The 23,263-nt window shown below is 70.9% G+C and carries 18 protein-coding genes; 11 read left to right on the top strand and 7 right to left on the bottom strand.

Annotated elements, in window-relative coordinates; genetic code table 11:
- The first annotated feature begins 41 nt into the window (after positions 1–41).
- A complete protein-coding gene (locus tag QMG73_RS07325) occupies positions 42–2,243 on the top strand; it encodes an MMPL family transporter (protein WP_281893294.1) in 2,202 nt (733 codons plus the stop codon).
- A 22-nt stretch (positions 2,244–2,265) separates the two neighbouring features.
- On the opposite strand, the gene QMG73_RS07330 is transcribed toward QMG73_RS07325, so the two are convergent.
- The 4 genes from QMG73_RS07330 to QMG73_RS07345 form a co-directional block, all read right to left on the bottom strand.
- The gene (locus QMG73_RS07330) at positions 2,266–2,733 is read right to left on the bottom strand and encodes a spherulation-specific family 4 protein (RefSeq protein ID WP_281893295.1); all 468 of its coding nucleotides are present in this window, start codon (positions 2,731–2,733) and stop codon (positions 2,266–2,268) included.
- Positions 2,730–3,734, bottom strand: a complete 1,005-nt coding sequence (locus QMG73_RS07335) for a hypothetical protein (RefSeq protein WP_281893297.1) — start codon at positions 3,732–3,734, stop codon at positions 2,730–2,732. Before QMG73_RS07335 ends, QMG73_RS07330 begins: the two co-directional genes overlap by 4 nt.
- Positions 3,731–5,083, bottom strand: a complete 1,353-nt coding sequence (pelF, locus tag QMG73_RS07340; protein ID WP_281893298.1) for a GT4 family glycosyltransferase PelF — start codon at positions 5,081–5,083, stop codon at positions 3,731–3,733. The genes QMG73_RS07335 and pelF overlap by 4 nt, the downstream gene beginning before the upstream one ends.
- An 89-nt stretch (positions 5,084–5,172) precedes the next feature.
- Positions 5,173–5,961 carry a CAP domain-containing protein gene (locus QMG73_RS07345; RefSeq protein WP_281893299.1) on the bottom strand — a complete coding sequence of 263 codons (789 nt, stop codon included), beginning with the start codon at positions 5,959–5,961 and terminating at the stop codon, positions 5,173–5,175.
- A gap of 309 nt (positions 5,962–6,270) precedes the next feature.
- Here QMG73_RS07345 and QMG73_RS07350 point away from each other — a divergent pair, with 309 nt between their 5' ends.
- The 4 genes from QMG73_RS07350 to QMG73_RS07365 all read left to right on the top strand — a co-directional run bounded on the left by QMG73_RS07350 (position 6,271) and on the right by QMG73_RS07365 (position 11,605).
- Entirely contained in the window at positions 6,271–6,465 is a 195-nt protein-coding gene (locus tag QMG73_RS07350) for a hypothetical protein (RefSeq protein WP_265253161.1), read from the top strand.
- 250 nt (positions 6,466–6,715) lie between these two features.
- Positions 6,716–10,300 (top strand): chromosome segregation protein SMC, encoded by a 3,585-nt coding sequence (gene smc / locus QMG73_RS07355; protein ID WP_281893301.1) that lies wholly within the window; start codon positions 6,716–6,718, stop codon positions 10,298–10,300.
- A complete protein-coding gene (locus QMG73_RS07360; protein WP_281893302.1) occupies positions 10,300–10,902 on the top strand; it encodes an HAD-IA family hydrolase in 603 nt (200 codons plus the stop codon). Before smc ends, QMG73_RS07360 begins: the two co-directional genes overlap by 1 nt.
- Positions 10,903–11,062: 160 nt before the next feature.
- Complete coding sequence (locus QMG73_RS07365; protein ID WP_281893303.1) at positions 11,063–11,605, top strand: hypothetical protein; 543 nt, start codon at positions 11,063–11,065, stop codon at positions 11,603–11,605.
- 3 nt (positions 11,606–11,608) lie between these two features.
- Here QMG73_RS07365 and QMG73_RS07370 read toward each other — a convergent pair whose 3' ends face one another.
- Positions 11,609–13,921: a putative bifunctional diguanylate cyclase/phosphodiesterase gene (locus tag QMG73_RS07370; protein WP_281893304.1), complete on the bottom strand. Its 2,313-nt coding sequence runs from the start codon at positions 13,919–13,921 to the stop codon at positions 11,609–11,611.
- 101 nt (positions 13,922–14,022) lie between these two features.
- Positions 14,023–14,544 (bottom strand): DinB family protein, encoded by a 522-nt coding sequence (locus tag QMG73_RS07375; protein ID WP_281893382.1) that lies wholly within the window; start codon positions 14,542–14,544, stop codon positions 14,023–14,025.
- Positions 14,545–14,600: 56 nt separating this feature from the next.
- Here QMG73_RS07375 and QMG73_RS07380 point away from each other — a divergent pair, with 56 nt between their 5' ends.
- The gene (locus QMG73_RS07380; RefSeq protein ID WP_281893305.1) at positions 14,601–14,981 is read left to right on the top strand and encodes a cellulose binding domain-containing protein; all 381 of its coding nucleotides are present in this window, start codon (positions 14,601–14,603) and stop codon (positions 14,979–14,981) included.
- Here the strand turns inward: QMG73_RS07380 and QMG73_RS07385 are convergent.
- The gene (locus QMG73_RS07385; RefSeq protein WP_281893306.1) at positions 14,978–16,603 is read right to left on the bottom strand and encodes an alkaline phosphatase D family protein; all 1,626 of its coding nucleotides are present in this window, start codon (positions 16,601–16,603) and stop codon (positions 14,978–14,980) included. The genes QMG73_RS07380 and QMG73_RS07385 overlap by 4 nt on opposite strands.
- A 113-nt stretch (positions 16,604–16,716) precedes the next feature.
- Here QMG73_RS07385 and ftsY point away from each other — a divergent pair, with 113 nt between their 5' ends.
- The 5 genes from ftsY (at position 16,717) to QMG73_RS07410 (ending at position 22,827) form a co-directional block, all read left to right on the top strand.
- Entirely contained in the window at positions 16,717–17,841 is a 1,125-nt protein-coding gene (gene ftsY / locus QMG73_RS07390; protein ID WP_281893307.1) for a signal recognition particle-docking protein FtsY, read from the top strand.
- 6 nt (positions 17,842–17,847) lie between these two features.
- Complete coding sequence (locus QMG73_RS07395; RefSeq protein ID WP_281893308.1) at positions 17,848–18,678, top strand: aminoglycoside phosphotransferase family protein; 831 nt, start codon at positions 17,848–17,850, stop codon at positions 18,676–18,678.
- Between the two features lie 207 nt (positions 18,679–18,885).
- Entirely contained in the window at positions 18,886–20,253 is a 1,368-nt protein-coding gene (locus tag QMG73_RS07400) for an ammonium transporter (RefSeq protein WP_281893309.1), read from the top strand.
- A 25-nt stretch (positions 20,254–20,278) separates the two neighbouring features.
- Positions 20,279–20,617 (top strand): P-II family nitrogen regulator, encoded by a 339-nt coding sequence (locus QMG73_RS07405; protein ID WP_281893310.1) that lies wholly within the window; start codon positions 20,279–20,281, stop codon positions 20,615–20,617.
- A complete protein-coding gene (locus QMG73_RS07410; RefSeq protein WP_281893383.1) occupies positions 20,614–22,827 on the top strand; it encodes a [protein-PII] uridylyltransferase in 2,214 nt (737 codons plus the stop codon). The genes QMG73_RS07405 and QMG73_RS07410 overlap by 4 nt, the downstream gene beginning before the upstream one ends.
- Positions 22,828–23,263: the final 436 nt, after the last annotated feature.

Consider the following 23,263-nt stretch of genomic DNA (forward strand, 5'->3'; position numbering starts at 1 on the left):
CAGTTCCTGACACAGGACATTGACGACAGGGGGAGCCCGAGATGGGCAAGCGACCGATGACCGTACGGGTCGCGAGATGGAGCGCCGAGCATCCGTGGCGTGCCATCGCGCTGTGGGTGGTCTTCGTGGCCGTGTGCTTCGTGGGGGGCAGCGCGGCTGGCCTCAAGGAGGCGACCGACGAAGACGAGGCGATCGGCGAGGCGGGACGGGCCTCGGTCATCGAGATCGCCGGCAACTTCGACGAGTTCGCCACCGAGAACGTGCTCATCACCGCCCCCAGTGGACAGTTGGACCGGGCCGCCGCGGACGCGGCCGCCGCCGACGCGGTGACCAGGATGAAGGCCACCGAGGGCGTCGCCAGCGTCGCGGATCCCGTGCAGGCGCGAGACGGCTCGGCGGTACTGGTGGCCATCACCATGACCGGCGACCCCGACACCGCGTCTGACCGGCTGGCGCCGTTGCAGGCGACGACCACCGGCCTTCAGCAGGCGCATCCCGACGTACGCGTCGAGCAGGTCGGCGGGCCGTCCATCAACAAGGCGCTCGACGACACGCTCGGCGACGACTTCAAACGCGCCGAGATGCTGAGCCTTCCGGTGACGCTGCTCATCCTGATAGTGGCGTTCGGCGCGCTGATCGCCGCTGGTGTGCCGGTGTTGCTCGCGATGTCGTCCGTGTTCGCGGCGATGGGTCTGTCCACACTGGCCTCACATCTGCTGCCCTCGACCGACACCACGAACAGCGTGATCCTCCTCATCGGACTCGCGGTCGGCGTGGACTATTCACTCTTCTACATCCGCCGCGAGCGCGAGGAACGCGCCAAGGGACGCGGCCATCTCGACGCGGTGGAGATCGCCGCGGAGACATCCGGGCACGCGGTGGTCGTCTCCGGTATCGCCGTGATGATCGCCATGGCCGGCCTCTTCCTGGCCACCGACGTCGTGTTCTCGTCGCTCGCCGTCGGTTCGATCCTGGTGGTCGCCGTCTCGGTGATCGGTTCGCTGACGGTACTGCCGGCGATCCTCGCCAAGCTGGGGCGCTGGGTCGACCGGCCCCGCGTACCGCTGCTGTGGCGCCTGTCGGCCCGCCGCTCGGGCGCGCCGAAGTTCTGGCCCGCTGTCCTGCGCCCCGCCCTGCGGCACCCGCTGGTGACCCTGCTCGTCTCGGTTGGACTGCTGCTCGCACTCGCCGTGCCGGCACTGGGCATGAAGATGAAGTTCCCCGGCATGGAGGACCTGCCGCGCACCACCCCGGCGATGCAGGCGTACGACCGGCTCGCCGCGGCGTTCCCCAGCAACGGCACCGTCCACTTCGTAGCCGTCCAGGCTCCAGCGTCCAAAGCGGACGATGTCAAGGCTGCCCTGACCGATCTCGCGTCGCGTGCCGGCAACGACCCGCTGTTCGCGCCGGTCGAGGAAAGTGGCCCGGAGATCCAGGTGTCCGCTGATCGCACGGTCAGCACGCTGGAGGTCGCCACGCCGTACGCCAGCCGCGCCGATGAGGCCAGTGAGTCACTCGACAAGCTGCGGGACCAGCTGATCCCGGCGACGCTCGGCAAACTGTCCGGAGTGGAGTACGCCGTCGGCGGCGACGTGGCCGGCAGCGTCGACTACGCCGAGCACATCCGTGGCAAGCTCCCGCTTGTCATGGGCTTCGTGATGCTGCTGACCTTCCTGGTGATGGCCCTGACGTTCCGCTCGGTGGTGGTCGCGCTGACCTCCATCCTGCTGAACCTGCTGTCCGTAGCGGCGTCGTACGGCCTGCTGGTACTGGTCTTCCAGGGCACGTGGGCGGAGGGCCCGCTGGGCTTCACGTCGATGGAGTCGATCGTCACCTGGTTGCCGCTGTTCCTGTTCGTCGTCCTCTTCGGACTGTCGATGGACTACCACGTCTTCGTGGTCAGCCGGATCCGCGAGGCGGTCCGTCGGGGCGTGCCGAACAAGGAGGCCGTCGCGTACGGCATCACCAGCTCGGCCGGTGTGGTGACCAGCGCGGCGATCGTGATGGTGGCGGTGTTCTCGATCTTCGCGACGCTGAGCACCATCGACATGAAGCAGCTCGGCATCGGGCTGGCCGCCGCGATCCTGCTCGACGCGACCATCATCCGGGCGGTCGTGCTGCCGTCGGCGATGACGCTGCTCGGCAAGGCGAACTGGTGGGCGCCGAAGTTCCTGCGCGAGCGCCCCGCCCCGCGCCACGCCGACACCTCCGAAGAACCCCGCGAGCTCATCGGCGTGCGCTAGTACGCCGTGATCAGGGCGTCCCTCAAGTTGCTAGAACAACTTGGGGGACGCCCTGATCACGTAGGGAGGGGGCGGCGGTTACGTACGCTAGGCCGGCCTGCCGTGCGGCGAGGAGGCGGTGAGCCGCTGGTTGCTGGGCGGGCGGGACGCCGTACACGAGGTGGCCGTCACCGGGCTGCGAACCCTCGCCCGACCACCGCTGGTACCGCGTCCAGTCCCCCTCGAACGTGCAGATCTCGGCGTGCAGATCGCGGTATCGCGGGTCGACGGGGCGGCCGGGGTTCAGCACGACCTGCTGGAAGCCGAGCCGGCGGGCCACCCGAACGGCGAGCGCGACCGCACCGACCCCGGCGGCGTCGGCGGGCGCCTGGTCCAGGAAGAGCCCGTCGACGCGGCGATTGGCCCACAGCTCCACCTCGTCGAGCACGTCGGCGAGCGGGCGGTCGCCATGGTGCAGGTCGATCAGGCCGGTCAGGAACGGCTCGGTCACCGGTACTCGTCCGGGTCGAAAGTGGAGTGTGCCGCGACGACGAGCCCCAGCAGGTACGCGATACCGGTCGCCGCCACCACCGCGGGCAGGGCGGCGAATCCGGGTACCACCGCGTGCAGGAGCCACGCCACCACCGCCGTACCGGCCAGCGGGGCGGCGGCCACCACCGCGGCGGCGACGATGCGGCCCCGTGCGCACAGCAGTCCCGTCACCGCGAGCAGCCCACCGAGGAGCGTCGCCGCGGCCATGCCGAGTACCAGATCACGCGCCTGCGGATGGCTGGAGAGCCGATACGGCAGGCGGTACGCGGCAGCGGCGAGCGCCGCGCCCACCACGAGCGGGGGTACGAGGGCGACGACCGTGACGGCGGCGAGCCCGCGCACCTCGCGGCGGAACGCGCGCAGGTCCTCGTACCCGTCGAGGCCGGCGGTCGCCCGGCTGCGGTGCCAGGCCACCACGATCTCGGCCAGCGGCACGGCCACCAGGAGCGGCTGCAGGGTCGGCGCGGTCCACCAGACCAGCGCGATGGCGGCCGCCTCGACGAGGCCGACCAGCGCCCTCGCCACCCGCTCGCGCACGAGGGACGGGGGAGCGACGTGCAGTCCGCGCCATACCGGCCGTAGGGGTTGACTGGAAGGGGCGCGGGAAAGGCCCGAGGGCGTCAGCGCGCGGACCAGCGGCACGAGCGCCAGGGCGGCGAGCACCGGGGCACCGAACGAGTCGCTCAGGAAGGCGAGCGGCAGCAGGGCGCACAGGAGAAGCGCCGCGCGGGCGAGCGCTCCGGCCAGGTACGGGGGTGGTTGGCGGTCCACGCGCCACGGCGCGGGCTGCTCGCGCAGGTGCCCGAGTACCTGCTCGCCGAGCGCGAAGACCGACGGTGCGCCGTACCGCTGTGCCGCCTCGCGGTCGTTGATGCCGGTCGCCTCCAGGGCGGCGACCAACTCGTCGACATCGACCACGGGCCCCTGAAAACGCTGGGCCAGCTCGGTAACTGAACTCATGCGGCGGTGACCTCTCGGTACAGGTGGGTGTAGGCCCGCCGCACGGTGTCGACGGTGTATAGGCGCAGGGCGCGGGCCCGGGCGGCGGCACCGAGGCGCCGGCGGCGCGCCGGGTCGGCGAGCAGGTCGACGCAGGCACCGGCCAGGGCGACCGGGTCACCGGGCGGCACGAGCAGGCCGGTGTCGCCGACGACCTCGGAGACCGCCCCGACGTCCGTGCTGACCGTGGCGCGGCCGCACATCATGGCCTCCACGAGGGGGTACGGCATGTCTTCGGCGACGCTCGACAGCGCCACCAGATGGCCGGCCGCGAACGCCTGGCGGCTGGACTGGACCGGATCGTCAAATCGGACCACGCCGTCGAGGCGCAACCGCTCGACGAGGCGGCGGCAGCTGGCGACGTACCCGGGATCGTCCTGCGGACCGACAAGTCGCAGCCCGGCGTGCGGCACCGCGTCGCGTACCCGGCGGAACGCCCTGATCAGCGTGTGCAGGTCCTTGCGCGGCACCATGCTGCCCACCCAGACCACGGTGGGCACGAGCGGTTCGTTGGGCAGGACGGGGTAGCGCAGCGGCTCCACTCCGCCCGGCACGACGACCACTCGGGCGGGGTCGGCGCCGTGCCGCAGGTCCCACCGCTGGTTGAAGCGGCTCACCGGTGCGATGAGCGCGGCCTCGGCGTACCCGAGCCTGGTGAGCGCCCGGTAGAAACGCAGCAGGACGGCGCGGACGGAGGGGCTGCCCTCGACCTGGCGCAGGTACGTGCCGTGCTCGCTCAGCAGGAACGGGGTACCCGATCGCCACTTCGCCGCCAGCGCGACCAGCAGCGGGAGCCCGGCCGCCACGGGGTGGCACAGGTCGACGGGTGGCAGTCGAACGGCGAGCGGCCGTAAGGCGTACTCGATCAACTCAGCGGCGGACCGCGCGTCGCGGACGGACATCCGCGGGCTGTCCGGCCGGCGGCCCGCCTGCCAGGCGTCGAGCAGCACGTCGGCGAGCGGCACTCCGTGCAGCGGATGCCCGCCGATCGCGAGGTCCGCGAGCCGGCGCAGGCCGTCCGCGAACATCTCGGTTTCCTCGCTGAGGAAACCCCGGCACAGGATGACGGCCGCCGCGGTCGCCGCCGGCCTGTTCCGGTGCCGCACCGGTCGGCCATTGATCGGGTACGCGGACACGGTCGACACATTGGATGGCACCGTGTACGCCGGCTCCGGCACCGTGGCGGCCGAGATCAAGGCGACCAGATGGAAGGTGTGCCGATCCAGCCCGTGCAGCAGCTGGTGGCACCAGGTGGCGGCGCCTCGCCGGACGTACGGGTAGGTGTCCTCGCTGATGAGCGCGACCCGCATGATTGGCGCAACGAGTCAGCGGCGCCCCGTGCGGGTCGGTTGTCGGCTAGGCGACAGAGCCAAGGGGCTAGGCGGCGGAGCCCAACAGGCTAGGCGACGGAGCCGAACATCTGTGTCCAGTAAGGCGTGCCGTCGCTCGCGTAGGCCAGCCCGACGCCGATCGCCTTGGCGTCGCAGTTCTCGATGTTGGCTCGGTGGCCCTGGCTGTTCATCCAGCCGTCCATGACGGCGGCGGGCGTGCGGTACCCGGCCGCGACGTTCTCGCCGATCGCGTTGTCGTACCCGGCCCGCTCGGAGCGGTCCCACGGCGAGCTGCCGTCGCTGCCGGTGTGCGACATGGTGTTGTGGTCGGCCTGGTCCTTGCTGTGCGCCCCGGCGGCGCTGGCCAGCTTGGCGTTGACCGTGACGGGGCCGCAGCCGGCGGCGGCGCGCTCCCGGTTGGTGATCGCGACGACCTCGTTCTCGTCCGCGGACTGCGCGGTGCTGCCGCCGGTGACCGCCTTGGTGGTGGTGGACTTCGGCTTGGTCGTCGTGCGCTTGGGTGCCGGGGTGGTCGCCTTGGGGGTGGGCGTGCCCTTCGGGGTGGGGCTGGGCGTGGCGGCCGGGGTAGGCGTCGAGCCGGGCGCCCCGGTGCCGGCGATGGAGTTGGCGCCGAAGCCGCCCACGCCGCCGTCGCTGTCGGCGGCGGTGTTGACGCGCGGGTCGACATCGTCGGCGAGGCTGGGGCGCAGGAGCGCCGCGCCGCCGCCGAAGGTCAACAGCAGGACGCCGACGAGGAGTGCGAGACCCAGCGGACCGGGAACCCGGCTGGCGTGGCGGTGCCGCCCGGCGCCCTTGGTAGGCGGCTCGGAACGGTCTTGATCGCTTCGCCCGGGCACGGTGATGCCTCCGGTCCTTGAGGGGTTCGGCCGGGTGCGACCGTATGTGCCCTGGTCAGAGCGTGCAATCGGGCTAAGGAAGATCTAAGGACCCGCCAAGGATGCGACCATGTCCGCGGAATAGAGTGATCAAAGCCGCATGTGAGCTACTGCTACGTAACTTGACGAAGAGCGAGTATCGGCGGAGTATAGGGGTGTCGCCAGTCGCGCCCAATCATGCCCGCGCGTGCCCGTGGGCTGATAGTCGCGGGGAATTTTGCTGGGCGCGCGTTGGCCGGCCACTCCGGCAGCGCATTACAAGGAGACGATATGGCGAAGGCCCTCTACGGCCACGTAGGTGCGGCGCCCGATCGGCGTCTGCTCGACGAGGTCACCCGACTGCGTGCCAGGGTTGAGGCACTGGAGTTCGAGGTCACGAGGTTGCGTGCCGAAAACGATCGGCTCGCGGCGGCAGCCGCCGAAGCAGGCGATCTGCTGCGGATTCCGGAACCGGCTCTGACCTGATCACCTGATGGGCGCCGGCACCACCGGCGCCCGGTGTCCAACACCACACGCACCACAGAAAAAGCGCGCCGACACAGCAGTGGCGGCGCGCAGTTTTTTGCCCTGACGCCGCCCCGGCGCCCCGCGTGAGCGGAGCGAGCGCCACAGGCGGAGCGCGGCGTGTCGGGCCGGCGCGCGGGGTTCGGGTTACCCTGCGGAGGAGCATCCACCAGCGAGCGCCCGAGGTCACAGCGGGCGAGAATTGACGGAAGTGCATCTCAAGAGCCTGACGGTCAAGGGCTTCAAGTCCTTCGCCTCCGCTACGACGTTGCGGCTGGAGCCGGGCATCACCTGCGTGGTGGGCCCCAACGGCTCCGGCAAGTCCAACGTCGTCGACGCCATCGCCTGGGTGCTCGGCGAGCAGGGCGCCAAGGCGCTCCGCGGCGGCAAAATGGAAGATGTCATCTTTGCCGGCACCGCCGGCCGTGCGCCGCTCGGGCGCGCCGAGGTCACGCTGACGATCGACAACACCGACGGCGCCCTCCCCATCGACTACACCGAGGTGTCGATCACCCGCCGGATGTTCCGTTCGGGTGAGAGCGAGTACGAGATCAACGGCAACTCGTGCCGGCTGCTCGACATCCAGGAACTGCTCTCCGACTCCGGCATCGGCCGGGAAATGCACGTCATCGTCGGGCAGGGCCAGCTCGACGCGGTGCTGCACGCGAAGCCGGAAGACCGCCGGGCGTTCATCGAAGAGGCGGCCGGCGTCCTCAAGCACCGCAAGCGCAAGGAAAAGGCGCTGCGCAAGCTCGACGCGATGCAGGCCAACCTCAACCGGCTCACCGACCTGACCGCCGAGCTGCGCCGCCAGCTCAAGCCGCTCGGCAAGCAGGCCGAGGTGGCCCGGCGCGCCGCGGGCATCCAGGCCGACCTGCGCGACGCCCGGCTCCGGCTCCTGGCCGACGACCTCGCCACCCTGCGGTCCACGCTCGACAAGGAGATCGCCGACGAGACCGCCCTGCGGGAGCGGCGCGAGCAGGTCGAGGTCGACTTCGAGCAGGTACAGCGGCGGATGGCCGTACTGGAGGCGGCGCTCGCCGAAGACGCGCCGCTGCTGACCGCCGCGCAGGACACCTGGTACAAGCTGTCCGCGCTCCAGGAGCGGTTCCGTTCGACCGAGCAGCTCGCGAGCGAGCGGCTGCGGCACCTGTCGGCGACCCCGGATGACGAGCGGCCGGGGCGTGACCCCGACCAGCTGGCCGCCGAGGCGGAGAAGGTGCGCGCCCAGGAAGACGAGCTGCGCGCCGCGCTCCAGGCCGACCAGGCGCACCTGGCCGAGGCGGTGGAGCGGCGCCAGGAGCTGGAGCGGCAGCTCGCCGACGCCGAGCGCGCGCTGCGTACCGCCGCCAAGGCCATTGCTGACCGCCGCGAGGGGCTCGCCAAGCTGACCGGCCAGGTCAACGCGGCGCGCGCCCGCACCACCAGCGCCGCCGAGGAGATCTCCCGGCTGGCCGCCGCGCACGCCGACGCGCAGGGCCGGGCCGACAAGGCGCAGGCCGACGTCGACGCCGTCGCCGAGCTGTCCAGCGAGGCCGACCGCGACAACGCCGACCTGGACGCCCGGCACGCCGAGGCGGTGGCGGCCCACGAGGCGGCGAGCGCGACGGTACGGGCCCTGTCCGACGCCGAGCGCAAGGCGGAGAAGGACGCGGCCACCTGGAAAGCGCGCGAGGAAGCCCTGGCCATGGGGCTGCGCCGCAAGGACGGTGCCGGCGCCCTGCTGGCCCGGGCCGACGAGGTGCCGGGGCTGATCGGCAGCCTGGCCGGGATGCTGTCCGTCGACCCGGGGCACGAGGCCGCCCTGGCCGCCGCCCTGGGCGCGCTGGCCGACGCGGTGGCGGTGGCCGGTGTCGACGAGGCCGCCGAGGCGATGCGGCTGCTCAAGATCCAAGACGCTGGCCGGGCCAGCCTGCTCGTGGGCGGTGCCGCGGCACCCGGCATGATCGGCTCGCTGGACTCCCTGCGCCCCGCGCTGCCCGACGGGGCCAGGTGGGCGCCCGACGTGGTCCGCTGCCCCGAACGCATCCGGCCGGCGGTGCACCGGGCGCTGCGCGACGTGGTACTCGTGCCGGATCTCGAAGCCGCGAGCCGGCTCGTGACCGCCAACCCGGAACTGCGCGCTGTCACGCCCGACGGCGACGTGGTCGGCGCGTACGCGGCGGCCGGCGGCTCGGCCAAGGCCCCCAGCTTCATCGAGGTGCAGGCGGCGGTCGAGGAGGCCCGGGCCAACGTCGCGACCGCCGAGGAGACGATCGAAGGGCTCCGCGAGCAGCTCGACGAGGCGCGCGCCGAGGTCGCCGAGCGCAAAGAGGCGGTGACCGTCGCGGCGGCCGCCAAGCGCGAGGCCGAGGGGCAGCGCAACGCCGCCGCGCGGCGGCTGGCCGAGCTGGGCGCCGCCGCGCGCTCCGCGAAGGCCGAGGCCGAGCGCCTGGCCGCGTCGCGCGGCAAGGCCGAGGAGGCCCGCGAGCGCGACCTGGAGGCACTTGAGGGCCTCGAAGAGCGACTGCGGATGGCCGAGGACACCGCGATCGACGACGACCCGGACACCGACGAGCGCGACCAGCTCGCCGCCGCGGTGCCGCAGGCCCGGCAGAACGAGATGGAGATCCGCCTGGCGGTGCGCACCGCTGAGGAGCGGGTCGCCTCCATCGCCGGCCGGGCCGACTCGCTGGCCCGCCAGGCGGCGGCCGAGCGCGCCGCACGTGAGCGGGCCGCCGCCCGCCGTGCCGCCCGCGTCCGGGGCGCCACGATCGCCCGTGCCGTCGAGGTGGGCGCGCGCGAGGCGCTGGCCCGGGTCGCGGTGTCGCTCACCGACGCGGAGCGGGCCCGTGACGAGATCGCCCAGTCGCGGTCCGCGCGCGAGGCTGAGCTGTCCGAGGTACGCGGTGCGGCGAAGCGCCTCGGCGCCGACCTGGAGCGGCTGACCAGCGAGGTACACCGGGACGAGGTGGCCCGCGCCGAGCAGCGGATGCGCATCGAGCAGCTGGAGATCAAGGCCGCGGAAGACTTCGCGCTCGACGTCGAGACGCTCGTGGCCGAGTACGGGCCGGAGCAGCCGGTGCCGCCGACACAGGCCGAGGTCGCCGCGGCCGCGGCTGCTGACAAGCCTTCACCGGAACCAGCCGCCTACCACCGGCAGACGCAGGAGAAGCGGGCCGCCAAGGCGGAGCGCGAGCTGACCCTGCTCGGCAAGGTCAACCCGCTGGCGCTGGAGGAGTTCGCGGCGCTGGAGGAGCGCTTCAAGTTCCTCTCCGACCAGCTCGAAGACCTCAAGGCGACCCGGCGCGACCTGCTCACGGTCGTCAAGGACGTCGACGACCGCATCCTCGAGGTCTTCACCAGCGCGTACGAGGACACCGCTCGCGAGTTCGAGAAGGTCTTCACGGTGCTCTTCCCGGGCGGCGAGGGCCGGCTGGTGCTCACCGACCCCGAAGACATGCTGACCACGGGCGTCGAGGTCGAGGCCCGGCCGCCCGGCAAGAAGATCAAGCGGCTGTCGTTGCTCTCCGGTGGCGAGCGGTCGCTGACCTCGGTCGCCATGCTCGTGGCGATCTTCCGGGCCCGGCCCAGCCCGTTCTACATCATGGACGAGGTCGAGGCGGCTCTCGACGACGTCAACCTGGGCCGGCTCATCACGCTCTTCACCCAGCTGCGGGAGAAGAGCCAGCTCATCATCATCACGCACCAGAAGCGCACGATGGAGGTCGCCGACGCCCTGTACGGCGTGACCATGCGCGCCGGCGTGACCGAAGTGATCAGCCAGCGGCTCAACACCGACGACGAGGCCGCCTGATGGTCCGTGCCAAGCCGACCGCGCTGCTGGTCGACCTGGACGGCGTGCTGCGCCGGTGGGATCCGGCGGTACCCACGGCGATCGAGTCGGCATTCGGGCTGGCGGAGGGCGCGCTGCTCGATACCGCGATGGCGTGGCACCGCCTGCGCCCGGCGATCACCGGTGAGATCACCCATGACGAGTGGATGTCCTCCGTGGCCGCGGCTCTGGGTGCGCCTGACGCGGTGGCGAAGTGGCAGGAGTACCGGGGCGAGGTCGACCCGGAGGTGCTCGCCTTCATCGGTGAGGCGCGCGCCTCGGGGGTACCCGTCGGGCTGGCCACGAACGCCACCGACCGGCTCGACGCCGATCTTGACCTGCTGGGGCTGACCGATGCGTTCGACGCGGTGGTCAACTCGTCGGTCGTCGGGGCGCACAAGCCCGCCAAGGAGTACTTCGCGGCGGCCTGCACCGCGCTGCGCACCCCGCCCGACCGGGTGCTGCTGATCGACGACTCCGACCGCGTCGTGCGGGGCGCCCGGGTCGCCCGGCTGCTGGCGTACCGGTGGACGGATCCCGCCGACCTGAAGTACCTGCGCGCCTCTCTGGTGGAATGTCCTTAGTTGCACGCTTCCGTCGGTAGAAGAATTGCAGCGCAATACTTCTAAATATGGAAGTTCTATTTCTAGAACCCGCGTGGGCGCGTGCCGGCCCGGGGCGGAAAGGTGAACTCCACTCGGGTAAGTTGCTGCCGCCAAGGTCAACAGCGTGGGTGGAGGCAGCATGGTGATCGAGGCTCACTGGCTCCTTCCCCCGGAGCTCATGGAGCCCGCGTGGCAGGTGTACCGCGAGGCGTTCGAGGAACTGCGTACCCGCGCCGTGCAGCGGCACGTGATGCTCCGGGGCGAATTCGACGAGCAGATGCGGGACGCGCGGATCCGCAAGTACGTGGTCCGCGACCCGTCGGACGGGCGGATGCTGGCGCTCGCGACACTCACCAACGACCTTGGTGCGATGCCGCTCGTGTCACCCGACTACTTCGAGTACCGCTGGCCGGCACTGTACGCCGAGCGGCGCATCTGGTACTGCGGCTTCTACGCGATTCATCCGGAACATCAGGGGTCTGCCACATTCGTGCGTTTGGTGACTGAAATGCGAGCGGTCATCGCGCCGGGGATCGCGGTCATGGACTTCTGCGGTCGCAACGAAGAGGTGCGCCGGATGCCGCAGGTGGTCCGCACGATCCTGGCCCGCCAAGGCGACGTACGCCCCGAACGCCTAGACGCCCAGGCCTACTGGTCCTACGAATTCCCCGCCGCTTCCTAACGGTTAGTTCTCGGGGTCGGGGATGGACTCTTCGAGGGTCAACCAGCGCTCCGTGAACTCCTGCGGCTTGACCGGGGCGCTCCACAGGTGGCCCTGGCCGACCACCACGCCCAGCGCCGACAGCACGTTCTGCTGGGTCGGCGTCTCGACGCCCTCGGCGACCACGGTCAGCTTGAGCGCGGCGCTCATCGCCACCACGGCGCGGACGATCTCCTCGTCTTCGGCGTCGGTGCCGAGCCCGTCGACGAACGAGCGGTCGATCTTGACGCCGGTGACGGGGTGTCGACGCAGGTAGCCGAGGGCGGAGAATCCGGTGCCGAAGTCGTCGACCACGATCTTTACGCCCAGCCGGCGCAGGTCGAAAAGTACCTGGTCGGTGACGCTGGACGCATCGATCATCACGGACTCGGTGATCTCCAGGACCACGCCGGTGTTCGGTACGTTCCACTTGGTCAGGGTGTCGGCCAGGATGCCCGGCAGGCCGGCGTCGCGGAGCTGGCGGGGCGAGACGTTGACGGAGATCCAGAAGTCTTCGGCGACGAGCTTTCCGCGCCGCCAGATCGACAGCTGGCGCACCGTCTGGTCGAGCGCCCACCGGCCGATGGCGGAGATCAGTCCGCTGTCTTCGGCGATCGGGATGAACGCGGTCGGTGAGATCGGGCCGCGGGTCGGGTGCGTCCAGCGGATGAGTGCTTCGGCGCCCACGAGCCGTCCGGTGCTCAGCTCGACGATCGGCTGGTACGCCAGCCTGAGCTGGCCGCTGGTCAGCGCGTGGCGCAGGGCGAGCTCGATCTCGACCCGGTCGCGCACCCGCTCGTGCATGGACGCGTCGAACTCGGTCCACCGCCCGCGCCCGTCGGCCTTCGCGCGGTACATCGCGGTGTCGGCGTCGCGCATGAGGGCTTCGGCGGTCACGGCGGCGACCGCGGCGACGGGCGCCATGCCGGCCGGTGCGCCGACCACGCCGATCGACGGGGTGATCACGACCTCGGCGCTGCCGACGTGGAGCGGGGCGCTGAGCCGCTCCATGATCCGGTCGACCAGCTTGAGGGTCTCGGGGCGGGTGCTGGTGCACGCCACCACGAACTCGTCGCCGCCGACGCGGGCCACCATCGCCGGCTCGGGCACGGTTTCGCGGAGCCGCCCGGCCACCTCGATCAGCAGCTGGTCGCCGGCCTCGTGGCCCCACGAGTCGTTGACCAGCTTGAAGCCGTCGAGGTCGAGGAAGAGCACCCAGACGGTGGTGTCGCCGTTGATGGGGGCGGTAGCCAGCCGGCGGCTGATCTCCGCGTTGAGCATCAGGCGGTTGGGTAGGTCGGTGAGCGGGTCGTGTGTGGCCTGGTACTCCGACCTGACCTGAGCGGCGGCGTAGTCCTGTACGGCCGAGACGGCGCGGGCGAGCAGCAGCGACACCATCACGGTGCCACCGGCGGCGAGCACCACCCGGGCGGCCATCGACTCGTCGGCGACCACGGCGGTGAGCGCGAACGGTATGACCAGGGCCGGGCCGATCAGCAGCAGGCGGCGCCACGACCAGGCCTGCACCGGTACGACCGTGAGGCGGCTCATGTCTGCGATGGAGGGGTGGAGGGCGGCGGCACCGATCAGCGTGAACGTCAGCAGGAACGGCAGGTCTGCCAGCGCCGACCCGGCGAGGTTGCCGTCGACGCCCATGATCGCGTACCCGACGTCACCGGCCAGCAGCAGCAACAGCCCGCCCAGGAGCAGTACGTAACTGGGGCGCCGGCCGTACGTGGTGAACGCGAGGCTGGCGAGCAGCAGTACGAGCACGACGTCGAGGAGCGGGTACACCCCGGCGAGCACGGACACCGCCCGAGGCCGTCCCTCGATCGTGGCCGCCGGCATGGCGAGCAGCAGCGTGGACGCGAGCCCGGCGCCCACGCACACGATCAGCCCGTCGATCACCGCGTGCCGCTGGAGGCTGCCCCGGCTGCGGAGCAGGCCGCCGAGCGACAGGAACATCAACAGGTATCCCGGCAGCGTGAACGCGTCGCCGACCAGCGCCGTGGCGCCGCTCTGGTCGGCGGCCCACGGCCGCACCAGCGCGCCGATGAGGAAGAGCAGCCCGGCGGCGGCGAGCAGCTGCCAGGGGCGGCTCGGCTGCGCTTTGTGGATCCGGGGACCGACCATGAGAGCGACCACGGTGCCCAGTGCGACCACGGTGAACGCGGCAGCCGCGACCGGGGTCGAGTCGGTGACCGCGTAGAGGATCGTGATCGCGACACCGGTGGCAGCAAAGATCGCGGAAGGCGCCCATGGCCCAACGCCGTCCCCCGGCGGGGCCGATCGCTCCATGGCTATCGCCCCCTGCCAGCGCTTCCCGACCGGCTGATCGACAACAGCGGACACATTATCAAGCCGGCCCCGCTAACGCGGGAAAACCTCACGCGAGCTTGTCAGTCTCCGGTGGCTCCGTCTATCCGTTCCCTGATGAGATCCGCATGCCCGTTGTGGCGGGCGTACTCCTCGATCATGTGGATATAGATCCACCGGAGGCTCATCTTTTCGTGCGTCCTCGAATGGATGAACGTCTCGTCGAGGGAGTGACCGGTGGCCGCCCGCCGGGCTCGCTCCACCTCTGCGCGGAAGACGGCGAAATCGGCCTCGGCGTCTGCCTGGTCGACATCGTCGAACTCGCCGTCGGGGCTCGCGTCGGTCGAGTACAGGAAGGGGATGTCGACGCCGAGGAACCGGCGGGTGAACCAGCTCCGCTCCACATCGGCCATGTGCCGCACCAGGCCGAGCAGGCTCAGTGTCGAGGGTTCGACGCTGCGCAGTTTGAGCTGCTCGGCGGTGAGGCCGGCGCACTTCATCAGCAGCGTCTCGCGGTGGTAGTCGAGCCAGCCCTCCAACATGGTGCGCTCGTCACCAAGGACAGGCTCTTGTTTGCGTTCGACGGGCGGTGCTGTCCAGGCCATGCCGGCTAGCTCTGTCATGGGGCCACTCGAACACATCGACAGATGTATATTGAGACATGGGCATCCGGATGAAGATCGCCGCGGCGCTGGCCGTGGGTGCGCTGGCCACACTGCTCGCGGGCGCGCCGGCCAAGGCGGCCGACCCGCTCTGTGAGGTGTCGAGCGTGCTGGCCGGGCAGTGGAGCAACGGATACATGGTCAACACGACGATCCGCAACATCAGCGCCAGGCCGGTGAGCTGGCGGGCAAATGTGGTCCTGCAACCGCCGGGCTACATCATCCAGGGCTGGGGCGGCACGTTCACGGTCTCCAGCACCCAGGTCATGATCTACCCGCCGCCGTATCCCTCGGGCGGCGTGATCCAGCCGAGTCAGAGCCACACCTTTGGATACGTCGGCACCGGGGCGGTCGTGTATCCGCAGGTGACCTGCTACTAGCTGGCCAGGTCGACGGCCGCCACCGTGCGCAGGGCGCCGTCTGTCGTCGTACCCTCGATCGTCACGCGGGCCGAGCGCCCGTCGTGGTCGAGCGTGCCGACGGCGTTGCCGAAGTATGGTCCGGCGACCTTCCGCCACCGCACGCTCGGTGCCGCGACGCGTGCGGCGCGCGCCAGCGCCCGCGCCACCGTGGCCGGGATCCGCCACCAGCCCACCTGGAGCATGGGCCGCATGAACGACGGCACCTGGTTGTGCACGGGCGAGCAGGTGAGCTGGTGCACGGGCGCGGCAACCCGAGCGCCGAAGAGCGCCCGCGCCACGTACGAGTGGTGCACGTCACCCGACAGCACGCTGATCGAGGAGGGGCCGGAGGGCGCCGCGCCAATTCGGGCAAACAGGGCCGCCAGGGCGTCGAAGGACTGATGGAACGCCGCCCAGTGCTCCAGGTCGAACGCCCGCCGCACCCGTTCCGCGAACGCGGACACCCGGGGCCGGGGCGACGTGGCGATCCGCTCGTTCCACGCCTCCAGGTGGTGGACGCCGGGCGGGAGCAGCCACGGCAGCGAGGAGCCCACCACCAGGTGGTCGTAGTCGCCGTGAGCCTGGTCGGCGAGCCACTCCCACTCGGCTGGCGGCAGCATGGAGCGGCGCTCGGGGTCCAGCACCCGGTTGCACCGGTTGTCGAGCACGACGAGCCGGGTGCGGCCGACGTCGAGCGCGAAGCTCCACTGGTACCCGCCGTTGGCGTCGACGCCGATGGCGAAGTCGTGCAGCACCTCGGTGGCGTCTTCGGCGGCGATCACCTTCTGATAGACCGGGTCGGCCGCGAGCTCGTCCGGCTCCATGTTGCCCAGGTGCTGGTAGACCCAGTAGGAGGCGAGGCCGCTGGCGATCCGCTCGGTCCACCACGACTGCTGCTTGATGTCGTCGCGCCACGCCGCCGAGGAGTTCCAGTCGTCGATGATCTCGTGATCGTCGAAGATCATCACGCTCGGCACGCTGGCGTACAACCAGCGCATCTCCGGGTCGCGCCACGACTCCAGATAGAGCTGCGTGTACTCCTCGTAGCTGACCACCTCGTGCGCCGGCCCGTCGTGCCCGTCCTTGCGGTGGCGGCTCAGGAACCGCTTCACCGCCGGGGAGGGGATGTCGGCGTACACCTGGTCGCCGAGGAGCACGAGCAGGTCGGGCGCGGGCTCGTCGGCGAGCATCAGCCGCCGCGCGTAGGCGTCCAGCGCGTCGGGCGGCAGCTTGCGCGCCGTGACGTGCTGCGTCGTCTCCCGGCAAGACCCGAAGACCAGCCGCACCGGCTGCGCGCCATCGTCGCGGTCGCGGGTCCGGATCACACTTTTCGGGTACTGGGAACCCGCCTCCGGCCACACGAGCGATCCGTCGAGAAATACCTCGTACGGCGCGGTCGTGCCCGGCGCCAGCCCCTCTACCACCACGAGGGCGTAGTGGTGCCCGAAAGCGGTGAACGTGTGCGATTCCCCACCGGCGTCGCCAGCCCGAACCCGGACCAGGGCGGGCGCGCTGGTCTCCACCCAGATGGTGGCGCGCGTGCCCACCACGCGGCGCAGGAGCGGGCCGATCAGCAGTTCAGCGTTCGTGCCGGGCTTCATGTACGCAGCCTCCGGGGAAAGGTTCGCCAGACATCCTCTCTACCCGGTGACACTGTGCGCCACCTATCAACCTCGCCGCGCCGCGCGAGCGGCTATCTGTCAGGATTTCTTGCATGGAGTACCTCGTCCTCGCTCTGGTCCTGCTCGGTGTGCTGGTGCTCGCCGGCGTGGGGCTCGTGGTGCCGCGGCTGCGCCGCCGCTCACTGCCGCCCCCGTCCGCGTCGACCGCGCCACCGGTGTCAGACGCCCCGGTCGTCGAGGCGACTCCACAGGTCACCGAGAAGCCGGCCGTCGAAGCGCCGACCATCGAGGCTCCCGAGCCGACCGCGGGGCGGCTGGTGCGGCTGCGTGGCCGGCTCGCCCGCTCCCAGAGCGTGTTCGGCAAGGGGCTGCTCGGCCTGCTGTCCCGCGACCGCCTGGACGACGACGCGTGGGAGGAGATCGAAGACAGCCTGATCACCGCCGACGTCGGTGTCGAGGCGACCCGCGAGATCGTCGAGCGGCTGCGCGACCGCACCAAGGTCCTGGGCACCCGCGACGCCGCCGGCCTGCGGGGGCTGCTCGCGGAGGAGTTGCTCGCGGCGCTCGATCCCGACCTGGACCGGTCGCTGACCTTCAAGGGCAAGCCGACCGTCATGCTCGTCGTCGGTGTCAACGGTGCCGGCAAGACCACCACCTGCGGCAAGATCGCGCGGGTGCTCGTCGCCGACGGCCACTCGGTGGTGCTGGGCGCGGCCGACACCTTCCGTGCCGCGGCGGCCGACCAGCTCGCGACGTGGGCGGGGCGGGTCGGTGCCGAGGTGGTGCGCGGGCCCGAGGGCGCCGACCCGGCGAGCGTCGCGTTCGACGCCGTCAAACGGGGCGTCGAGACGGGCGTCGACACGGTACTGGTCGACACGGCCGGCCGCTTGCAGAACAAGGTCGGCCTGATGGACGAGCTGGGCAAGGTCAAGCGGGTCGTGGAGAAGCACGGGCCGGTCGATGAGACCCTTCTCGTGCTGGACGCCACGACCGGGCAGAACGGCCTGGAGCAGGCCCGGGTGTTCACCGAGGTGGTCGACGTGACCGGCGTGGTGCTGACAAAGCTCGACGGCACGGCGAAAGGTGGCATTGTCATCGCCGTACAGCGCAAGCTGGGGATACCAGTGAAGCTTGTCGGTCTGGGGGAGGGGCCCGATGACCTTGCGCCGTTCGATCCGGCCGCATTCGTCGACGCGCTCCTTGGCACGGACGCGTAACCTCGGGTGACTTACCGCGATCAGGCGCCGCGCCTCGGGAGACCGTACGTGACTTCGCAAGAGATCCCGCTCCGCGGCGGGAACGTGAGCACCGTGGTGCGCGTCGGCGACACGGTGCGGCGCAACGCCGGCCCGTGGACGCCGTCGGTCCACGCGCTGCTGCGCCACCTGGAGTACGTCGGGTTCACCGGCTCGCCGCGCGCCCTCGGCATGGACGACCGCAACCGCGAGGTGCTGTCTTACCTGGAGGGCGAGTGCGGTGAGTACCCGCTGGCGCCGCACTGGGTGACCGACGAGGCGCTCGTCACGGTCGCGACGATGCTGCGGATGTTCCACGACGCCCAGTACGGTTTCCAGCCGCCGCCCAGCGCGGTGTGGCGCTCCTTCGGGCCGCCGCCCCCCGACACCGAGGTGGTGTGCCACCACGACGCGGCGCCGCACAACGTGATCTGGCGGCCAGACGGCACGCTCGCGTTGATCGACTTCGACCTGGCGTCGCCGGGTGCGCGGATCTACGACGTGGCGTACGCGGCGTGGACCTGGGTGCCGCTGTTCTCCGACCGCGACTCGTACACGCTGGGCTGGAAGCGGCCGAACCGCCCGCGCCGCCTGCGACTGTTCGCGGACGCGTACGGGCTGATCCCGCGGGACCGGCACCGGCTGGTGCGCACGATCCGGAAGCGGATCGTCGACCACGTCGAGGGCATCCGCCGGATGGCGGCGGCGGGAGATCCGGCATTCGTGCGTATCGTGCACAAAGGGCACTTAAGGCGCCCTATGCGCGACTTGCGCCTTCTCGACTACGAGCGCCACACGCTTGAATACGCTCTGCGCTGATCGCGCACCGTTCGGTTGAGGTGACCCCTGGCCGTTCCAGGGATGTTGAGGGTTTCTTCACACGTACGAAACAAGCCGTGATGTTGTGGAAACCGTACGGGCACTGTGCGTGAAACAGCCTGCCTGGAAGCTTCCGCACAACCGGCGCTCGGGCAACGCTGCCCCAGGTTCTGCCGGAGGGAGGCAACCAAACCGAGAGGAGGCAGCGTGGAGATCAATACGGGCAATACCGCCTGGTTGCTCCTGTCGTCTGCGCTCGTGCTGCTCATGACGCCGGGTCTGGCCCTGTTCTACGGAGGCCTCAACCGGTCCAAGGGCGTACTCAACATGATGATGATGAGCTTCAGCGCCATCGGGCTCATCTCCGTTCTTTGGGTCATCTACGGCTTCTCGCTGGCGTTCGGCACCAACGGCAACGCCGGTCTGAACAACATCATCGGCAGCTTCACCCAGTACCTGGGCACCGAGACGGACTTCATCGGCGAGGAGTGGCTCTTCCTCGGCGCCGGCACCGGCATCCCGACGTACGTGGTGCTCGCCTTCCAGATGATGTTCGCGATCATCACCGTCGCCCTGATCAGCGGCGCGGTCTCCGACCGGCTCAAGTTCGCCGGCTGGCTGGTCTTCGCGTTCGGCTGGTTCACGCTGGTCTACGTCCCGGTCGCGCACTGGGTGTGGGGTGGCGGCTTCATTGGCGCCAAGATCAAGGCGCTCGACTTCGCCGGTGGAACCGCGGTGCACATCAACGCCGGTGCCGCCGCGCTCGGCCTCGTGCTCATTCTCGGCAAGCGCATCGGCTGGCCGAAGGAGAGCTTCAAGCCGCACAACGTGCCGTTCGTGATGCTCGGCGCGGGTCTGCTGTGGTTCGGCTGGTTCGGCTTCAACGCCGGTTCCGAGCTGACCGTCGACACGACCACCGCCGCCGCGTTCATCAACACGCAGGTCGCGACCGCGGCCGGTGTGCTCGGCTGGATCATCGTCGAGTGGATCAGGGACGGCAAGCCGACCCTGGTGGGCGCCTCGTCCGGTGCCGTCGCGGGTCTGGTCGCCATCACCCCGGCCTGTGGCTTCATCGCCCCGATGCCGGCCGTGCTGCTCGGCATCATCGCCGGTGCGGTCTGCGCCTGGGCCGTCAGCCTCAAGTACAAGCTGGGCTTCGACGACTCGCTCGACGTCGTGGGCGTCCACTTCGTCGCCGGCTGGATCGGCTCGCTGTCGATCGGCTTCTTCGCCACCCTTCAGGTCAACTCGGCGATCGAGGGCCTGGGCGCGAGCGAGGGCCTCTTCTACGGCGGCGGCGTGACGCAGCTGGGCCGGCAGGCGCTGGCCAGCGGCATCGTGTCGGTGTACTCGTTCGCCATCGCGGCTGTCCTCGCGCTGGCCATCAAGTTCACGATCGGCCTGCGGACGACGAGCGAGGCCGAGGTCGACGGCATCGACGTCGCGGAGCACGCGGAGAGCGGTTACGACCTCTCGCCCGCGGCGGGTAGTGGTGGCGCGTTCGCGCAGGCGGGCATCGCTCCGTCCGCGAACACCGCCGCACAGAAGCCAGTCAGCGAGAAGGTCGCCGGTTAACCTCGGACCGATGGAGGGATTGAGCATGAAGCTGGTGACTGCGGTCATCAAGCCGTACCAGCTCGACGCGGTCAAGGAGGCCCTGCACGCCCTTGGCGTGGCCGGCATGACCGTCAGCGAGGTACAGGGGTACGGGCGCCAGAAGGGCCACACCGAGGTGTACCGGGGTGCCGAGTACACAGTGGAGTTCCTTCCGAAGATCCGGGTCGAGGTGCTGACCGACGAGATCGATGTCGACAAGGTCGTCGACGCCGTCGTCACGGCGTCGCGCACCGGCAAGATCGGTGACGGCAAGGTGTGGGTGACGGCGGTCGAAGACGTCGTCCGCGTCCGCACCGGCGAGCGTGGCCTGGACGCGCTCTGATAGAGATCACGCAGGAAGTCGGTGCCGCCGCGCGCGTCAAGCGCGCGGCGGCGCTTGACATCTGGCTCAGTTCACTCCTGCCGTCGTGGCCGGAGGGGGTGGCGCTGGTCGCGTTCGGCGGGCTGGGGCGGCTCCAGTGCGCGCCGCACAGCGATCTGGACCTGATCCTGCTGCACACCGGGGTGCCGGGCGTGGAGGAGCTCGCCACCTCGCTCTGGTATCCGATCTGGGACACCCGCATCGGGCTGGACCACTCGGTGCGCACCCTCCCCGAGGCGCTGTCGGTGGCGCACGACGACGTCAAGGTCTCGCTCAGCCTGCTCGACGCCCGCCACGTCGCCGGCGACCGCCAGCTCACCATGGGGCTCATCGAGGCGGCCGCCGACCAGTGGCGGCGGATCGCGGTGCGGCAGCTGGCCAAGCTGCGCGAGATCACGCTGGCCCGCTGGAAGGTACACGGCGAGCTGGCGTTCCTGCTGGAGGGCGACCTGAAGGAGGCCGCCGGCGGCCTGCGCGACGTCGGCATCCTGCGCGCGATCGCGCAGGCCGGCCTCTCCGACGCCCTGCGGCCCCAGGTCCGCGCCGCGCACCTGCGCCTGCTCGACATCCGCGACGCCCTGCACAGCGGCGTCGGTCGCCGTGTCGACCGGCTGGTGGCCCAGGAACGCGAGTCCGTGGCCCACCTGGTCGGGCTCGAAGACGGCGACGCGCTGCTGCGCCGCGTCGCGAGCGACGCCCGCACGATCACGCACGCGCTGGACGACGCGTGGCGCTCCGCCGACCGGTTGCGCACCGGCGGCCGCAAACGCGGCGCGGACGGCAAGCCGCTGCGCCGTCCCGTCGCCCGCGACGTGGTGGAGCAGGACGGCGAACTGGTGCTGGCGCGCACCGCGATCGGGGCCCGGCCCGACCCCAGCCTGTCGCTGCGGGTCGCGGCCGCCGCGGCGGTCACCCAACTGCCGATCGCGCGGGCCACGTGCGAGTGGCTTGCCGCGTACTGCCCACCGCTGCCCGCGCCGTGGCCGGAGGCGGCCCGGTCGGCCCTGGTGACCCTGCTCGGTGCCGGGCTCGGCCTGGTGCCCACGTGGGAGACGTGCGACCGGTACGGGCTGGTGGACGGCTGGCTGCCGGAGTGGACCCGGATGCGGAGCCTGCCGCAGCACAACCCGGTGCACCAGTACACATTGGACCGGCATCTGGTGCAGGCGGCATACGAGGCGACCGCGTACACCCGCGAAGTGGACCGGCCCGATCTGCTGCTGCTGGGCGCGTTCCTGCACGACGTCGGCAAGGGCCTGCCGGGCGACCACAGCACCACCGGCATCCCCGTGGCCGGCGGCATCGCGACCCGGATCGGCCTCCCGCCCGCCGACGTGCGGACGATCGAGAAGCTGGTGCGGCTGCACCTGCTGCTGCCCGAGGTCGCCACCCGCCGCGACCTCTCCGACCCGGTGACGATCAAGGCGGTCGCCGACGCGGTCGGCGACCCCACCACGCTGAGCCTGCTGCACGGGCTGGCGCGCGCGGACGCTCAGGCCACCGGCCCGGCGGCCTGGTCCGACTGGAAAGGCCGGCTGATCGCGGAGCTGGTCCGCCGCGTCCACATCGCTCTCGACACCGGGGTACTGCCAGCGCCTCCGAAGCCCGATCCCGCGCTGGTGGCGGGGCCCCTGCCGGTCGTACACCTGGAGGGCGACCGGGTGGCGGTGGCCGCCGCCGACCGGCGCGGGCTGCTCTCCGCGGTGGCCGGCTGCCTGGCCCTGCACCGGCTGGAGGTGCTCACCGCCGACGCGTCCACGGTGGACGGGCGGGCGCTGGTGGAATTCCGGGTGCAGCCGAGATACGGCACGCCGCCGGACGCGCTGGCGCTCTCCAGCGACCTGCGGCGGGCGGTGTCCGGCGACGTGTCGGTCACGCAGCGGCTGCGCGGGCGAGGGCTCTCCGGCCGTGGCAGCGGCGCCGCACCAAAGATCGTCTGGCACCGCGAGGCGGCCACCGACGCGGTCGTCATGGAGCTGCGGGCCGCCGACGCGCCGGGGCTGCTGTACCGGGTCGCGTCCGCACTCGACGAGGCCGGCGCCCACGTGCGCGCCGCTCGGATCTCCACGCTGGGCGGCGACGTGGTAGACGCGTTCTACCTGGTCGGAGCCTGGTCCGACGAGACCGAGCGGGAGAAGGTCGAAGCCGCCGTCCTAACCGCCGTCGCCTGACAGACCTCAGCTCCACGTCGCAGGCCGCCCACCCCCTCTTTCGTCGATCAAGGGCAAATGCACGTGCTTCGATCTCGTTTCCGCGTGCATTTGCCCTTGATCCATGCGAACGCCCTTGATCCAGGCCGTGCCACTGGGACGAAAAGAGGGTGAGGCGGTGCGCCGTCGTGGCCGGGCTAGCCGCCGGGGTTTGAGGGGGTTGGTGGCGGTGTGTCGCCGCGCCCTGCGCGCCGATCAAGGCCATCCGCATCGATCAAGGGCGAATGCACGCGCTTTGATCTCTAAACCGCGTGCATTCGCCCTTGATCGGCGTGCACGGCGTGGTGACGCGCCGTCATGGGCGGGTGGCCCGCAGGGGCGGGGCTTCTTGGTTGACGGGGGTGGTGGCCGCGTGCATACTGCTTACTCGGTAACTACTTACTGAGTAAGGTGGCGC

It is taken from the genome of Phytohabitans aurantiacus (assembly GCF_027923225.1).
Classification (GTDB): Bacteria; Actinomycetota; Actinomycetes; order Mycobacteriales; family Micromonosporaceae; genus Phytohabitans; species Phytohabitans aurantiacus.

Bases quoted from the DNA above. Each gene is read 5' to 3' on its own strand.
- QMG73_RS07375 (WP_281893382.1), bottom strand. From the start codon at position 14,544: ATGGCCTGGACAGCACCGCCCGTCGAACGCAAACAAGAGCCTGTCCTT.
- QMG73_RS07325 (WP_281893294.1), top strand. From the start codon at position 42: ATGGGCAAGCGACCGATGACCGTACGGGTCGCGAGATGGAGCGCCGAG.
- QMG73_RS07405 (WP_281893310.1), top strand. From the start codon at position 20,279: ATGAAGCTGGTGACTGCGGTCATCAAGCCGTACCAGCTCGACGCGGTC.
- QMG73_RS07385 (WP_281893306.1), bottom strand. From the start codon at position 16,603: ATGAAGCCCGGCACGAACGCTGAACTGCTGATCGGCCCGCTCCTGCGC.
- QMG73_RS07360 (WP_281893302.1), top strand. From the start codon at position 10,300: ATGGTCCGTGCCAAGCCGACCGCGCTGCTGGTCGACCTGGACGGCGTG.
- QMG73_RS07370 (WP_281893304.1), bottom strand. From the start codon at position 13,921: ATGGAGCGATCGGCCCCGCCGGGGGACGGCGTTGGGCCATGGGCGCCT.
- QMG73_RS07380 (WP_281893305.1), top strand. From the start codon at position 14,601: ATGGGCATCCGGATGAAGATCGCCGCGGCGCTGGCCGTGGGTGCGCTG.
- QMG73_RS07335 (WP_281893297.1), bottom strand. From the start codon at position 3,734: ATGAGTTCAGTTACCGAGCTGGCCCAGCGTTTTCAGGGGCCCGTGGTC.
- ftsY (WP_281893307.1), top strand. From the start codon at position 16,717: ATGGAGTACCTCGTCCTCGCTCTGGTCCTGCTCGGTGTGCTGGTGCTC.
- QMG73_RS07365 (WP_281893303.1), top strand. From the start codon at position 11,063: ATGGTGATCGAGGCTCACTGGCTCCTTCCCCCGGAGCTCATGGAGCCC.
- QMG73_RS07350 (WP_265253161.1), top strand. From the start codon at position 6,271: ATGGCGAAGGCCCTCTACGGCCACGTAGGTGCGGCGCCCGATCGGCGT.
- pelF (WP_281893298.1), bottom strand. From the start codon at position 5,083: ATGCGGGTCGCGCTCATCAGCGAGGACACCTACCCGTACGTCCGGCGA.